Origin of the sequence: Caballeronia sp. NK8, assembly GCF_018408855.1 — a bacterium.
Taxonomy (GTDB): Bacteria; Pseudomonadota; Gammaproteobacteria; order Burkholderiales; family Burkholderiaceae; genus Caballeronia.
This window is the reverse complement of sequence record NZ_AP024328.1, coordinates 1-15,100: the sequence shown is the minus strand read 5'-3', so window position 1 is coordinate 15,100 and position 15,100 is coordinate 1. Positions and strand designations below refer to the sequence as shown.

Here is a 15,100-nt window from a genome sequence, read left to right as displayed (position 1 = left end):
CCCGGATTGAAATCGACTCCAAGCCCCCGGCGGAGTTTTTCTAATGTCCAAACTTTGGACAAAAGGCGCGAAGCGCGCTAAAAGCAACTCAGAAAATTAAAGTTCGCACGCCAGCGGTCGATATGTCCGTCTTTTGAGGGCTTTTTGTATGAGCAATCGAAACGGCAACGATCTGGTCCTGCTCGTTGTGATTCTAGGCGGCGGTTTCATCCTGTTTTGCGTCTGGCAGTTCTCGAACGCGTTTGGGCTGGACATGAGCACCGGCAGTAAAGTCATGGCGCTTCTCGCGATCCCCATCGCCCTGGGAATTACCTCTTTCAAGTTCTTCGACGGCGATTACGACATGCTTCGCCTCGGAAGCGTCTGGCCAGTGTTGATTGGGCTGGTGTGGGTGGCGTTCTGGCCCGCGCTGGACCATTGGGCTGCGCATGGCGGATATCGGCCCTCGCTCTATGATGAAGACGTAACCGTATGGTGGAACGCCTGGTACACCGAGTTTGGGGCACTCGTAGCGTTGATTGGGGGTGCCTACGGCGCTAAGAAGTTGTTCAACGATTACGTCTGATCCGGGTCGCTACCAGATTCGCGACGGCCATCGCACTGACTTGTCGTCGGTGGCCGACGTCTCCGCCCGCATCCCCCTTATGCTCAGCATCGATGCATGTTCAGGCAGACAAGCAACGCATGCTCGAAGTGGCCTCTTTCTACGGCCGCTCCAAAAAACCAGGCCTGCTAGTTGACGTCGCGGCCTAGGCCGCGGACATGACGCCAACCTTTTCGAAGCTCGTCGAACTCGGTACCGGCCTTAACCGAGCAGCGCCGCTCTCGCGCTTGCCCAACTCACAAGTGCGTGGGGGCCTCACCGCATGATTTCACCAAAGATTTCAACAAACTCCAGAGGGACAAGGTTCAGCGTCATGAAACTATCCATCACATCCTGACCAGGAAACGGGTACGGAGAGAATGCGGCGCGAACTGCAACAGCCAGTGAGTGGTCGTCGTGCTCAAATGTCCAACGGGGATAGCTAAGCCGCAACCCGTTAGCGAAATGCGCATCAATCGGGTCGCCCGCGCTGGCACTTGTGTTCTCTAAGAAAGGTCTTACGACAGTGCAGACGGAGTTCACTATCTCCTGCAATTCATGAGTCGGCATTTGACGCAATTGATGCCCTCCTCCTATCCTGAGATCCGGAAGCTGGTGAAGTTGAGCGTGCATCTTCTTATGGTTAAGCCAAAGACATAGCCAGACGTTCAGAGGATCGAAAAGGTAGTTCTCGACGCCATTTCGCTTCAGCACAAAAAGGCCGGGTTCGGGCACGTTCTCGTTAGGAGGCGCATCCCGATCAAGTATTCCAAAAAAGCGGTTGAAGTCCCACTCTCGAAGGAATCGGACCGTCTCCCGGACCTTAGCGCAACCATCGCGTTTGAAAAACGCAACCCCCGGAAACGCTGGATGGCCCGCCTCCATGAGTAAGCTCCAAACGTGGCTAAAGAAAGGTTCGTCTGTCTTACCCTCAAGGACGACAAAACGTGTTGTTGGGTCGACAGCCACCAATCCGTCAGTGAGCCTAGCGATTAGCGAACTAACATTCTCAACGCTCTCGATGCGAGGCGACCCATGGCGGCGAAGTGCAAATACTGAGTCTTTGGGAGAAAGCGCAACCGTGGTCGGCGAATGCGTCGTTACGATAAGGCGGGCGCCATGCTGCCGGACCAATATGTTTTCCAACAACCGAAGAAACTTCCTGACGAGTGATGGATGCAGATGCGCGTCCGGCTCGTCGAGCAATATCAGGTCATAGCGCACCCCAGACGCTTCTGCCAAGAACCGCCAAGCGACCACGTGCAACATGATGCGCTCACCTGACGATGCCCCGGCTTCGGAGACGACGGTGCCTCGCTCAAGATCACGGATGCGCAACTCATAAGGGCCGCTTGGAGGCGCCATGATCTTTCGCTCTACGGTGGGCGATAGAATTTCCAAACCGACGTCTGCCTCCCGGCACATCCGGTTAAATTGCTCCCAAGGCGGCTCGCCTAGATGAAGCAGGGCAGCCTCGTAGTCGGCTCCGGAACGCTGGCATCGATCCTTAGCCGCAACCCTTAAGACTTCGTAAGCAAGAAAGAGAAAGGCGAGATTTTTCCCGTCATCTACGTTTGCGGAAAGCCGTTGCGCAGTCAGCCGAGCCTCGAACTGCTCCCATTCGGGACGGGCCACTCGCCGCTCCGTCGGCATTGCATCAGGGGCTACGGTCCAGTCGGCGTATAGCGGATCGTTCAGTCCTTTTATGAAAGCAGCGTCGCCCAGCTCATAGAGCCGCTGCGCCTCGGCAACGACCTGTTCAACCGTAGCCGAGCCAAAAGATGCTGGCTCCCAGTCGTCCTTAGCATGGAAAACGTCTTTAAAACTCACCTGTTGGCCGTCCGACGTGGTCACAGTGACGACGACTTTCTTTTGCACGCTCCGTAGGTGGCGCGGAGGCGTTCCCCCGCGACCGGTTGCTACTCCAAGGGCTTCCAGCAGATGGGTCTTACCTGCACCGTTCTCGCCGGTTACAACGGCGAACGGGGGGACGTCTGTCCATTCAAGGTCGGCAATCGAGCCATGCCGGCCCTTGATCTTGTAAGTCACTTTCCGCATGAACTGTCGCCCTCTCCGTTGAATACGATGCCGTAGCTTAAGAGATAGGCGTAGATTCGTCTCCCGACGATGGGACCGCAGCCGTCTGGACTTGCAGTTAAAGTCCACGGACGCGTCGGCCGATAAGCCGACGGTCAACAACCACCGACGTGGCGACCTTCATGAAAAGCACGACAATAATCGCACTACAACTCGATACCTTTCCACCCGAGCCCTCAGCTTGTCGGCGGCTCGCGACCATTCGATCCGGCGGTGCCAGATCTTCGCAATGACTTCATCGTTCATAGGTGCGGTTCTCATATTCCCGCCGGTTTGGTTTGGGCGCACCAAAGGCATACGTTGACATTGAAGACCGAGCGCGCGCTTACCTCGTTACGGGGCGTCAACGCAGACGTCCTCTCCGATCCTCTCGGCTGACAGGATTCGGGCTGCGCGAATGTCCGACTCAGTAAGTTTTCGCGCCTCCCCGTGCAGCTTACGTTGACAGACCTCGTCAATAAGGTTTGGCGTCCGAGAAATGGACGGCCAGTAGACGTCCCAGACCGCGTACCAGAGGCGCTTCGAATAGTCCTCGAATTCAGTGACCACGCGCTTACCGTCCGGACTGAAGCGCGCGGAGTACACTTTCCCGCCCGGCGTCATGGGCTCGCCGAGTGGCTTGCCGGTGTCAGCGTCCCAGACGCGCGCCGTCTTGTCCTCTGATGCGGTGACGATGCGCTTGCCGTCCGGACTAAACCGCGCGGAGTACAGCTTCCCGCCCGGCGTCATGGGCTCGCCGAGTGGCTTGCCGGTGTCGGCGTCCCAGACGAGCGCCGTCTTGTCCGATATGGTGACGATGCGGTTGCCGTCCGGACTGAAGCTCGCGGAGTACACCGCCCCGTCATGCGTCAAGGGCAAGCCGATCCTCTTACCAGTGTCCGCGTCCCAGACGAGCGCCGTCTTGTTACCAGCTGCAGTGACCACGCGCTTGCTGTCTGGACTGAAGTTCGCGGAACGTACCCATTCGCCGTCATGTGTAATGGGCTCGCCGAGCGGCTTGCCGGTGTCGGTGTCCCAGATGCGCGCCGGGTTGTCCTCAGGTACGGTGACCACGCGCTTGCCATCCGGACTGAGACTCGCGGGACTGACCAGGCTATCAAGCATCATAGGCTCGGAGAGCGGCTTGCCGGTGTCAGCGTCCCAGACGCGCGCCTCGTCGTACACAGTTGCAGTGAGCACGCGCTTGCCGTCCTGACTGAAGCTGGCGGTGGCGACACAATACTTATGCATCATGGGCTTACCGATCGACTCGCCGGTGTCGGCATCCCAGACGCGCGCCGTCTCGTCGACTAATGTGACCACGCGCTTGCTGTCTGGACTGAATGTCGCAGAGCCCACATTCCCTTGCCCGCAATGCGTCATGGCCTCGACGAGCAGCTTGCCCCTGTCGGCATCCCAGACGCGCTCCATGTGGTCGACTGATATGAGCAGCACACGCTTGCCGTCCGGACTGAAAAGCGCGTGACTGAAGGGGAGGTTAAGCGTTATCGGCTCCCCGAGCGGCTTGCCCGCGTCGGCATCCCACACGCGCGCCGTCTTGCCGTTTAATGTGACCACGCGCTTGCCGTCCTCGCTGGACCTAGCGACGGTCACGCCCTGGCCATACGTGGGCTCGCCGACCGGCTTGCCGGTGTTGGCGTCCCAGACGCGCGCCGTCGCGTCCTCTGATGCGGTCACCACGCGCTTACCGTCCGGACTGAAGCTCGCGAAGTACACTACCCCGTCATGGGCCATGGGCAAGCCGATCCTGTTGCCACTGTCGGCATCCCAGACGCGCGCCGTCGTGTCGCTAGATGCAGTGACCACGCGCTTGCCGTCCGGACTGAAGCTCGCCGAGGTGACGTCATCACTATGCATCATGGGAAAGCCGAGGGGTTTGCCGGTGTCGGCGTCCCAGACGCGCGCCGTCGCGTCGCTAGATGAAGTGACCACGCGCTTGCCATCCGGACTGAAGCTCGCCGAGCTGACCCTACCGCTATGTGTCATGGGCAAGCCGAGCGGCCTGCCATTGTCGGCGTCCCAGACGCGCGCCGTCTTGTCCTGTGATGCGGTGACGACCCGCTTGCCGTCCGGACTGAAGCTCGCCGAGTCGACGCAAGAGTCATGCATCATGGGCTCGCCGAGTGGCTTGCCGGTGTCGGCGTCCCAGACGCGGGCGTTGTCGCAGTTTGCGGTGACGACGCGCTTGCCGTCCGGACCGAAGCTCGCCGAGGTGAGCCCACCCCCATCCGTCATGGGCGAGCCGAGCGGCCTGCCACTGTCGGCGTCCCAGACGCGCGCCGTCTTGTCCTCTGATGCGGTCACCACGCGCTTGCTGTCCGGACTGAAGCTCGCCGATACGACGCAAGCGTCATGCGTCATCGCCTTGCCGAGAGGCTTGCCGGTGTTGGCGTCCCAGACGCGGGCCGAGTTGTCGCATGATGCGGTGACCACGAGCTTGCCGTCCGGACTGAAGCTCGCCGAGGTGACCCATTTTCCATGCGTCATGGGAAAGCCGAGCGGCCTGCCACTGTCGGCGTCCCAGACGCGCGCCGTCTTGTCCGATGTGGTGACGATGCGCTTGCCGTCTGGACTGAATCTGGCGGAGAACACGTCGTGAGTGTGACCTTTGATCAGCGTGCGCAGTGTACTGCCATCGGCCGCGCGCGCTAAGGAAGCCGCTGCGGACGGGTGCGCAGGATGGAGCCATGACGATCTGGTCGCCAGTACGCCCAACCGAAGACTTTCGTCAAACAGATTGCGATCTGCTGCCGCTTCGGCTGCAACAGCCAACACAAGCGACGTCTGGCGCGCAACCACCCGGGTTTGGTAAACAATCCACGCACCTGTCGCGAGCATCACAACCGAAATCACGCCGGTGACGGACGCCGCCGCGACGCGCGTAACGAGTCGACGCTTGGTGCTTGCGCGGATGAATTCGCCTTCCAGCTCAGAGAGACCGTCCGGGCGTTTCGCTCGCCAATCGCGGGCTTCGGCCAGCGGCAGGCCGCGCAGCAGCAAGTCAGCGCTGCGTTTTTTAGCCTCCCATTCCGAAGCGCTGGCATTCAGACGCTGCTGCCACATCAAAAACTGTCGATCCGCGCTAATCCAGTCGCGCAACTGCTGCCAATTCTGGATCAACGCTTCGTGCGCGACTTCCACGGTCTCTGTGCGGTCTGCGCTCGCCTTAGAGGTGACCAGGAGTCGTTCGTTACTGAGTTGCTGGATCAGTGCCGCGGTGCCGGGCCCGAATTCCGACGCGACCGCCCGCCGGCGAGTGTCCTGTTCCCCTTCGCCTGGTCGGACCAGCCGCAAGAACACGCCTCGAATTCGCCTCTCGGCTTGAGGGTCTTGCCCGACCAACTGGCGATACAGCGCATCGGCTTTTTGAGCGATGGCTCCCTGCAACCGCCCCATCGCCTCATACGCGGCCTTGAGCAAAAGTCCGCCCTCGCGCTGTTCCCATAACTCTCGCAAAACGAACTCAAGTAGCGGCAGATTACCTGGTTCCCCACGAGCATCCGCGAGGATTGCCTCAACGAGCCCCGGCTCGAAGCGTAGGCCGACCTTGTGTGCCGGTTCTTCTATCGCCTGGCGGAGCTCGGCGGGCGTCATTGGTCCCAGATTAACTTGGGCGCTCTGCAGGCGGTCCGATAGCGCGCGCTGGCCGGTGATCGCACGGCCAAAGAAGTCCCCCCGTACCGTGAGCACCACTGACAGCTTGGACTTCTGTGTCGCTTCAAGCACACCGTCTATGAAGCGCTGACGCGTCCGGTCCTCGTGCGTCAGTGTAAAAAGTTCCTCCCATTGATCGACCACCAGCATCAGCCGTTCAGTGCCCGGCTGCTTGGCGAGCACACGATCAACCACATCGCGCAGGGCCGTCGACCCGTCGACGAACTGGCCGGCAAGTCGATTTATTTCTCCTAGACGGACAACTTCGCTCAGGTCCGGTTCGAGCAGCGGCAGCAAGACTGCAGCAAGCGCATGCAGCGGCCGATCCGTTGGCACGAGCGTGGCGATTTCCCAGACCGGCGAGCGACTCGTCCGAAGGCGTGGCAAAAGACCCGCTCGCGCCACCGAAGACTTTCCACTGCCCGATGCACCGACTACCAAAACCAATGAGCGGTGAGTGATTGTCGCTACCAATTGTTCGATCGCCGCCGAACGGCCGTAATAGAAAGCGGCATCCTGTTCGCGGAAAGGCAGCAGGCCGCGAAAAGGACACACTTCCGCCACAGCTTGCTGTATGACTGACTCGACGTCCGGCCCGGGCGGCTGGCCGCGAATGGCCTGGACAAGGACTTTAAAGCGCAATTGGTCGTCCAAGCTAAGCCGGAAGTCGACCCAAGTAATCTGTCTGAGAAAGCCCAACGGAGCCTCGGCGCCGGGCAGCAGGACGGGGATGACCGGGAACACAGCGCCGCGGCGCTCTTCGGCGACCTGGCGCTCCAGTGCGCTGTACTGCTCGCGCTGCTGCCACGGGCCCATCTCGGCACCCAGGCAAACGGCGACCGACTTGCAGCGTGCGAGGTTCTTTTCTAGGGCGCTGAGCCAGTTAGTACCGGGCACCAAGTACCAGCGGTCGAGAAAAGGGCGAACGCCGGCCTTATGCAGGCGTCGCGCGAGCGCTTCAACCTGAGCATGGTCGCGCCAGTGATAGCTCAGGAAAACATCGAAGTCGAACGTGTCAGCCACGGCCCGTCTCCCTGCCCTACTGCTTATTTTTATTGCTACCTATACCCGACAGACAGCCCGATTGCGGATTCAGCGGTAAGCAGCCGGGCCTTCCAAGTTATAGGATTGTTTAGGAGTCTCAGCCAAGGGCTGGGAGGGGTATGAGAAGCGACGAACGTGCTCCTCAAGTGAGGCATTTAGGTATGAAGGTTGCGGAGTTCTGCCCCACGGACATGGACTTAGCCCGCCCATCGTGAGCGGGCTTTTTTCTGCACCGCCCGTTGTGGTTCGTCCATGAAGCCCGCAACGTTCGGAAGACGCTCACACTTCGCTTGATAATAGTTGATAAGCGCTGCACTATTAGCACTTACTCGGAGGGCAGACCCATGATTAGTGCAGACCTTGGACAGCAGCTCGAGGGGTACATTACGAAGCTGGTCGAATCAGGACGGTACGGCTCGAAAAGCGAAGTGCTCCGCGAAGGGGTGCGACTGATTCAAGATCGCGAGACGCAGCTTGCCGCGCTGGACGCCGTGATCGAGCGAGGCATCGCCGATTCAGACGCAGGTCGAGGAAAACCCGCCGAAGAGGTGTTCGACCGGCTGGAAGCCAAGTATCAGGCGATGGTGAACCGCAAGGCATGTTGTCCGCATCCTGCCTGGCGCGGAGGCTGAACTCGAGGCCATCGGCGACTTCATCGCCCGCGACAATCCACGCCGTGCCTTGAGCTTCGTTCGCGAACTGCGTGAAAAGTGCATGAACCTCGCAGACATGCCCCTCGCCTACCCGCTCGTGCCTCGCTACGAAGATCGCGGCGTGCGACATCGCGTTCACGGCAGCTATCAGATTTTCTATCGTGTGATCGGGCACCCCGAGCGCATCGACGTCATTCATGTGCTGCATAGCGCCCGAGACATCGCCGCTATCCTCTTCCCGTAGATACCCACGAAGAAGCTGAGATCGCAAAAAGGCCCAGGACCTTTCTGGTGCTGGGCAAGCCATCGGCTATGCCGGTGGCGGAGGTGCTAATAAGCAAACTGGCCGTCTGCGGTATCCCGGCAGCGGCCAGTTCTCTCCAGTACCTAACGCGAGTTACTTGGCTCGCTCGGTCGATTAGTGACCGAAATAGACAGGGGCGATGCTATTGCCGGTGTGAGCCGGGCCGCCCGACGCCGAGGCAGTGTCGACGACGCCACCGTAGCTGTTCTGGCCGTTCTGAGCCGCTACCTTAGCTTCGGCAGCTTGGATCTGCGCCGGGTACGTCGTGCGATCCATGCCGGGGTTGTATCCAGCATCCCGAAGTTGAACCAATTCGGCCTTCACCTGCGCGCGAGTCACCGGTTGGCTTTGTGCAAAGGATGAGACTGCCGGGACAGCGAGTGCAGCGGCGACAATGAGAGTTGCGAGTTTCATGATGCTTACCTCCAGATCTTTGTTCTTCGCAAACAACCCTTGTCTGCGGTTCAGTGATCCCAGTATAGGTAAGCGTCCGCTTAAGATTAATGAGCGATTGAACAACAAACTGTTGCTGTATTAGGGGATAACCCTAGATACCTCCCCGCCGACGTTAAACGAACTGGACCCGGCCGAACCGCGTGAAGCACGCCGATCGTCGCGTCCGCCTAGTCGCAACATCCTGCTTGCTGCAGTTTCACACGTGAAATCCCTAGCGAGTCCGTTCGTTGTTCAAAAGGAGACGCAGCTCCTCGAGAGCGACGAGAGACCGTGCCCCTCCTCCCGCCAGCACTTCTCTATAGTCTGTTGGAGTTGGTAGACCTCATCGACCACCCCACGAAAGCGTTGAACCTCAAGCACCGAGCGCAAGACGTCAGCATCGTGCGTCCGGTACCGACTCCATAGGAGCCTCAGTTCGTGGTAGGAGACAGGTAGGAAATCAGGGAGTGGCATGGCACCTGAGTACTGTATATCCATACAGTATAGTACGCCGCGATTCCGATGTTCGCCGAAACTGGCCAAAATTCAGTATATCGACTTCTGCGTAGCTACTAGTTAAGTGTTTTCAGCTTTCCTGACTTCCTTCGAGCGCGCAGGGTCATGATGGCCATCTCGATGACCGGACCCATCTCTTCAGCCGTAAAAAGTAGTTCTTCGGGGTCGTCGACAGGCACCTTGAACACGATCACCATATCTGTGCCGTCCATCCGGACCGTCATATTCGGCCCAGCATTCGATCGAGCTCTCAGCAACGAGGCGACAATCTCGTCCGTCGAGCGACGCCGCGGGGCTTTCAGCATCTCTGCCGCGCGCCGCGCAAGCTCTTCAGCCCCCATAGCCTTCTGAATCCTGAGCAGCGTTGCACCGGTGCTGAAAGTTAATGGACGATATACGAAAAGCTCCAGTACTTCCGGGGGCAGATTGGATATGGCTATCGCCCGCGCAACGGTACGGCGCTCCCACTCCTTGCACATGTCCACCGCGGAATTGATTGATGTCCACCGCCCATCAGTAAGACCCTGCTTGTATTCAGCCGCCACCGTCAACGGTGATGAGTAACGTGCTGCCCGCTTTGGCGGGACAGCTTCTCTGCCGTCGAGGAGTGCAATTATTTCGCTCCAGGTTTTACCTGTCGCGTCGATGACCTTCGCTCGCTCTTCGAGCACTGTCGCGCCGTATTTCCTAGAAAGTTGGACAAGAACTCTCGCCGTGTGCGGCCAGATACCGGCTACTTCGAAAAGCCGCAGCACCTCGTTTGGGAGCTTGGACACCCCAATCGCCCGGTTAAGAGCTTCGCGCGTCACCTTCGGCGAAAACCTCGCCATGGCAGCTACTGCTTCTTTCTGAGTGCTCCAATTCTTGCCAAGACCAGCGTTGTAGAGGTCCGCAAGCGCCATCGGATCTCGCGAAATAGGCATTCCAGCAAGTGGCGGCATAATTTCCTTTCTCCTTTATCGTCGCCCAATTATCTTCGGCCCCCCATCATCTTGATGGGCGAAAGAAACGCGAAAATCCAGCGCTTTTCGCGAGTTAGGTTCTGTCCGCAGACGCAGGCCGTCAGGCGTCCCCTTCACCATTAAACTTTGCTCCCGCGCCCGACTGACAATCGGCCAATCGGGTCGCGCCCTGCCGCACGCACACCGATCGCACCTTTCGCGCACAGGAACCTTTCGGCCCATAGGGCAGAGAAGCGGCGACGGCCGTCGACGTCCATCGACCATTCCTAATTTGTCTCGGCGGCGAATGCCGACGGCCCGGTCGGGCAGCAGGTTCGTTGCAGTGGCCGCGCCATCCCTGTCGCCAGGAAAAATCATGATTTCGGAGCAGCACAATCCTAGCGGGTCATATTTAGCCAGACTCTGACAGACGACGAAGCTGGCGCTGCCGCTGTCGTTTGCACCGTGTTTTCGAACTCTTCCTTATTAGGTGTGCGGCCGTCTGCTGCCTTCCGGCCTTTTGAAACAATGCCAACACGAAACCGTCCGTGACGGCGCCGCTCAGTCGCTCCCCAGCCGATGCCGTCGCTCTGTGTGAACGCATCGGCTGCCGTTGGGGACGTTTGGACGATTGGCGCAGCCCAATCGCCACCGTGATACGTATCACGGACCGGTCTACCGGATGCTTCATTGGAGAATGCACAGCGATCAAATCTCTGAATCGGAATTCCTCTAGTAAGGCTTGGTCGTGGACCAACGGTCGCATTATCGGGGCGGGACACTGCCGCGCCAAAGCACGGCCGATATCCTGAGTGCGGTCGACGCCGGCTACTCGGCCACTGACTCTTACCCGGGAGGTGATACGTATCACGGCGACGGCGGACCCTGTCACTGGGTCTCAGCCGCACATCGCGATCGCGCTGTATCCGCGATTCAGACGGCAACGATACGGTCCCATGAGTGCATGGCCACACTTGGGTGATGCGGAAAGCCCCGGCCATGCGCCGGCCTCCTCACATACGCTCGTGAATAATAATTTGGCGCCGTCTACCGCTGCGCTTGCTCGCTGCGGTGGGGTCGATCAATGCGGCGACGGGCCGCGGCCGGCTGTCGCTGGTTTGCGATTGTGCCAGAGGACGGCGATATCCGCGGCCTAGATCCCATCAGCTACAAGGGCCTGACTGGCCGAGATGTGATACGTATCACGACTTTGTAAAACGCTCGTGCCTATCCCGTACCGCTCTATTCGTTGTGAAGTCGCAGGCGGCGCGAACAACATAATCTAACGCCGCGACGCGATCGTGATACGTATCACACAAAGGGAACGTTGCCCCACAACATGGACGGGTAGCACTCGATATCAAAAACGGGAGCAAAGCGGCGACGCTTGAAAGTCGGGCTGATGGCGTGGCGGCACGGTTCTACACGAAAATCATTGACTTGCTCCTTGTTTTTGATAAATTACTTTAATTGAATTATGTCGACGGAATCTTATGATGTTAGAACACCAAGCGAAGGTAATCGCAGTAGCGAACCAGAAAGGCGGGGTTGGAAAAACGACGTCTGTCGTCGGTATCGCATCCGGTCTATCCGCGCGCGGCCTTCGCGTTCTAGGAATCGACGCGGACCCTCAGAACACGCTGATGCAATGGTCAGCGGCTGCCCACGAAGACGAAGAAGGGCTTCCGTTCACCGTAATCTCACTCGATGCCGCTCGAGAGAAAATTCACCGGGAAATTAAGAAGCACGTCACGCAATATGACTACATCATCGTCGATTGCCCGCCTTCAATGGACGACCCGCGTCCGGCTGTCGTAATGCTCGTGGCTGACATTGTTGTGATGCCTACGTCATCATCACCCGCCGACTTTTGGTCGAGCAAAAGTTTCGTGGATATGGTACGGAGAGCGCACATCGCGAATCCGACTCTAAAGCCCGTTTGGCTGCTCAACAAGTACGAAGGAAAGCGCGTACTCGACAAGGAAATCAATCAGGCAGTAGAGGAAACGAGGATCCCAGCACTTCTCACGACGGTTCCGGTGAGGGAATGCTACCGTCAAGCGATAGCGCTCGGCGTCGCCGCATCGGCAATGCCAGGCAAAGGCGGCAAGGCAGCAGCGGCGGAGTCACTGAAACTTGCTGACGAGCTAATCACATTAGCAAGCTCGGACTGGCTTTGGTTTGACGAAAAGGAAGAGGCATAAGCAATGAAAAAAAATGCTCTAGCTGGAAGACTCAGCAATGCCCCAAGAGTGGCGGCAAAACCGATGGCGTTCGACCGCTTTGCGAACGCAGACCGGATCATCGAGGGTGAAGCGGAAGCGAACCGGGGCTCGCTCTCGCGCGAACTGCCTTCGTCGACTATAACGCCCCCGCTTGGCGGGCCTCTCACCATTACGGCGGATGTGATAGAGGGGAAATTCAGAGACTGGTGTATCGCAAACAACTACTCACCTGGGTCTGTGATTGTTGTCCAACTAAGCAGTGTGAAGGCGAGTCCTTTCAATCCTCGCCACTTTTATCGGAAAGATTCGATCAGCCAATTGGCTCTCAATCTGTCCACACAGCCACAACAGCAAGCTATCCTCGTTACGCCAGATTTTGAGAAGCTGGGTACCTACTTTGTGCACGATGGCGGGAGGCGGGTCCGCGCTTTGAGGGAACTGCAGAAGACCGATGTGAAAGCGATCGTCGTAGACGTACCGCAAGGACGCGAAAGCTACAAGCTCGGTTACGACCTTAATACACAACAGGAGACTCAGACAGTTTTCGACAACGCGGTCGTATGGAAGCGCATGATCGATAACGGTGAATATGAGACGCAGCAAGCTTTGGCTGACGATCTGGGTATCGAACGAACGAGCGTCTCCGCGACGCTTGCCATCGGCGACCTTCCGGAGGAAATGATCGAGCGCATGCTCGATCGCGTGGACCTGTTCGGAATGAACACTGCATACGCAGTCTCTAAGTACTTCCGCGCTAGGGGAGTCACGGCAGCAAACCGATTAATTACTCGGATCATCGACGAGCAATTATCTGTGCGGCAGGTGAAAGAGATAGTGAGCAATAGCGAGGCCGGTTCGAGACTTCCAAGTAGGAAGAAATACCTAAACCTTGTGGATTTCAAACTTGGTGGCACGCACGTCGGCGCGATGAAAACATATGGCGACGACCAACTCTCGATTACTCTTAAGAATTTGCCTCGAGAGCTTCGAGACGTACTTCAAAGCCGCTTCCACGATATCGTAAAGGAAGAGTCGCAAAAGGTTGAAGATACAAGGGAAGATTGACCGGCTCCAAAGTAGAACACCAACTTTATGGTTGACCTGTCGGCGCCGGCAGGCTTGAGTCTAATCAGCTAGTGACTAGAGCTCAGAAGTTATTCACCTATTTGTCCGGTTCGCGTTAGAAACCCTATAAACGCGGGCTTGATCCCAGGATGATCGATCTGAGGTTCTGTTGGGTGGCCCTTAATTATCCGAGTTGTGATCAGGGGACCTGCTTCAACGGAATTGAGAAAAAGGTGCCACTGCTTTTGCTGCTGATCCTTAGTCCAACCAGCCCATGCCTGTTGGAAGTCGACAACCCGTTTAGCATGCTGACGCTGCTGCGTTTCAAGCATTTGTTGATCGAAGGTCTTCGTTTCCTGCCTCTCCTTGTAACCGAGAAGCTCATTCTTCTGGCGATTTGTAAGATGGTAGCTGCCGCCTTCATCTTGCAAAGCCTTCGCCATTAGACGATACCCATTCCCGATCTTCTTTTTGCCTACAATATAATGATAAAAAAGGACATCGCAGATTTCTTCAACACGACTGGACGGGTATGCTCTCGTAAGCTCATCGATTTGATTGCGGTTCAAGCCGAACTCGTCCTTCATCATTGTCCAGTACTCCGGACGAATACGATCGCCGCCATCCTCCAGTTGGTTCTTCTTGTTAGCCGCGATAGAGAACTTGATCCCTATGATTTTTCGGCCTCGGAATTGGTAGGCCACCTCTGCCTTGAAGTCGCTGACTTCTTCCAGTTCTTTGAGGGGGGACACAATGACGCGCTCCGACAGCCGTTTAAACTCAAGATACTCGTGCTTTTCCACGCCGACTCGCTCACGAAACTCAGGAATCGTCATCCACGGCGTCTCCCCCCGGAACTCGTACTCTTTCAGCATCTCGTAAAGCGAAAGGGAGTACTTACTCCTGAAACGGGCATTGACCACCATCGAAATGTAGAAATAGCGCTGAGGCGCACTATGGTTCCTACGTATCAAGGCCGGGAAATCCCAGACCAAGTTTCTTCCGTCGAAGCCAGCATCGGCAAGCAGATTGGTCATGAACCAAGGATCGGACGGCTTCGCGTCGCTGTTCTCGATTTCGATCACGACTTTCTTCATCGCGCGAATCGCGTCCTTTAGATACTTAAGGTCGGACCGGTCATGACTTACGCACCAAGAGAGGTAGTCAACTGGGACGCTGAACATGCCCTCCTTCGTGAGATTCGGCCGTGCAACGAACAGTAACGCGTTGAATAATTTTTTCTGAAGCAGGGTGAGTGACACTTCCGATCGAATCCGCTGACTACCCTTTTTTAGCACGATATCGGACGGACTGTCGGCGATGCCAGTGCCGTCGTCGAAAAGCTCGAGGCTCTGTTGAAACTGCTCCTTGCCTTCGGCCGCGTTCGTTTCCAAGAATCGCGCGAGTTCCTCAGGCACCGACTTGCGCAGACTTTCGGACGTCCTACCTGTGGGAACCGGATCGGTGTCGTTAATGACGTCCTGAACGCCGTGCTGCTGGCGCCGAGGTTTGGTTGCCATCGAAGCCAACGTTTCATCGGCAGGTACTGCTTCACTTTCGCTGCTAGTCTGGAGGCGGACCAT

10 protein-coding genes are annotated in these 15,100 nt (G+C 57.8%); 5 read left to right on the top strand and 5 right to left on the bottom strand.

Going from position 1 to position 15,100, the window contains the following annotated elements:
* The first annotated feature begins 148 nt into the window (after positions 1-148).
* Entirely contained in the window at positions 149-565 is a 417-nt protein-coding gene (locus NK8_RS40775; RefSeq protein ID WP_213234666.1) for a hypothetical protein, read from the top strand.
* A gap of 294 nt (positions 566-859) precedes the next feature.
* Here the strand turns inward: NK8_RS40775 and NK8_RS40770 are convergent, their stop codons facing one another.
* A complete protein-coding gene (locus tag NK8_RS40770) occupies positions 860-2,641 on the bottom strand; it encodes an ATP-dependent endonuclease (protein WP_213234665.1) in 1,782 nt (593 codons plus the stop codon).
* A 372-nt stretch (positions 2,642-3,013) separates the two neighbouring features.
* Positions 3,014-7,357 carry a TIR domain-containing protein gene (locus tag NK8_RS40765; RefSeq protein WP_213234664.1) on the bottom strand — a complete coding sequence of 1,448 codons (4,344 nt, stop codon included), beginning with the start codon at positions 7,355-7,357 and terminating at the stop codon, positions 3,014-3,016.
* A 365-nt stretch (positions 7,358-7,722) separates the two neighbouring features.
* On the opposite strand from NK8_RS40765, the gene NK8_RS40760 reads away from it, so the two are divergent.
* A complete protein-coding gene (locus tag NK8_RS40760) occupies positions 7,723-8,010 on the top strand; it encodes a type II toxin-antitoxin system ParD family antitoxin (RefSeq protein WP_213234663.1) in 288 nt (95 codons plus the stop codon).
* Positions 7,988-8,275 (top strand): type II toxin-antitoxin system RelE/ParE family toxin, encoded by a 288-nt coding sequence (locus NK8_RS40755; RefSeq protein ID WP_213234727.1) that lies wholly within the window; start codon positions 7,988-7,990, stop codon positions 8,273-8,275. Before NK8_RS40760 ends, NK8_RS40755 begins: the two co-directional genes overlap by 23 nt.
* A 174-nt stretch (positions 8,276-8,449) precedes the next feature.
* Here NK8_RS40755 and NK8_RS40750 read toward each other — a convergent pair whose 3' ends face one another.
* A complete protein-coding gene (locus NK8_RS40750; protein WP_213234662.1) occupies positions 8,450-8,749 on the bottom strand; it encodes a DUF4148 domain-containing protein in 300 nt (99 codons plus the stop codon).
* 593 nt (positions 8,750-9,342) lie between these two features.
* The gene (locus tag NK8_RS40745; protein WP_213234661.1) at positions 9,343-10,188 is read right to left on the bottom strand and encodes a hypothetical protein; all 846 of its coding nucleotides are present in this window, start codon (positions 10,186-10,188) and stop codon (positions 9,343-9,345) included.
* A 1,532-nt stretch (positions 10,189-11,720) separates the two neighbouring features.
* On the opposite strand from NK8_RS40745, the gene NK8_RS40740 reads away from it, so the two are divergent.
* Complete coding sequence (locus NK8_RS40740; protein WP_225936704.1) at positions 11,721-12,431, top strand: ParA family protein; 711 nt, start codon at positions 11,721-11,723, stop codon at positions 12,429-12,431.
* A gap of 3 nt (positions 12,432-12,434) precedes the next feature.
* Positions 12,435-13,517, top strand: a complete 1,083-nt coding sequence (locus NK8_RS40735) for a ParB/RepB/Spo0J family partition protein (protein WP_213234660.1) — start codon at positions 12,435-12,437, stop codon at positions 13,515-13,517.
* Between the two features lie 89 nt (positions 13,518-13,606).
* On the opposite strand, the gene NK8_RS40730 is transcribed toward NK8_RS40735, so the two are convergent.
* Positions 13,607-15,100 (bottom strand): replication initiation protein, encoded by a 1,494-nt coding sequence (locus tag NK8_RS40730; protein WP_213234659.1) that lies wholly within the window; start codon positions 15,098-15,100, stop codon positions 13,607-13,609.

Excerpts from the sequence above, each read along its gene's own strand:
- NK8_RS40740 (WP_225936704.1), top strand. The coding sequence starts at position 11,721 with ATGATGTTAGAACACCAAGCGAAGGTAATCGCAGTAGCGAACCAGAAA.
- NK8_RS40775 (WP_213234666.1), top strand. The coding sequence starts at position 149 with ATGAGCAATCGAAACGGCAACGATCTGGTCCTGCTCGTTGTGATTCTA.
- NK8_RS40750 (WP_213234662.1), bottom strand. The coding sequence starts at position 8,749 with ATGAAACTCGCAACTCTCATTGTCGCCGCTGCACTCGCTGTCCCGGCA.
- NK8_RS40735 (WP_213234660.1), top strand. The coding sequence starts at position 12,435 with ATGAAAAAAAATGCTCTAGCTGGAAGACTCAGCAATGCCCCAAGAGTG.
- NK8_RS40730 (WP_213234659.1), bottom strand. The coding sequence starts at position 15,100 with ATGGTCCGCCTCCAGACTAGCAGCGAAAGTGAAGCAGTACCTGCCGAT.
- NK8_RS40745 (WP_213234661.1), bottom strand. The coding sequence starts at position 10,188 with ATGGCGCTTGCGGACCTCTACAACGCTGGTCTTGGCAAGAATTGGAGC.
- NK8_RS40760 (WP_213234663.1), top strand. The coding sequence starts at position 7,723 with ATGATTAGTGCAGACCTTGGACAGCAGCTCGAGGGGTACATTACGAAG.
- NK8_RS40770 (WP_213234665.1), bottom strand. The coding sequence starts at position 2,641 with ATGCGGAAAGTGACTTACAAGATCAAGGGCCGGCATGGCTCGATTGCC.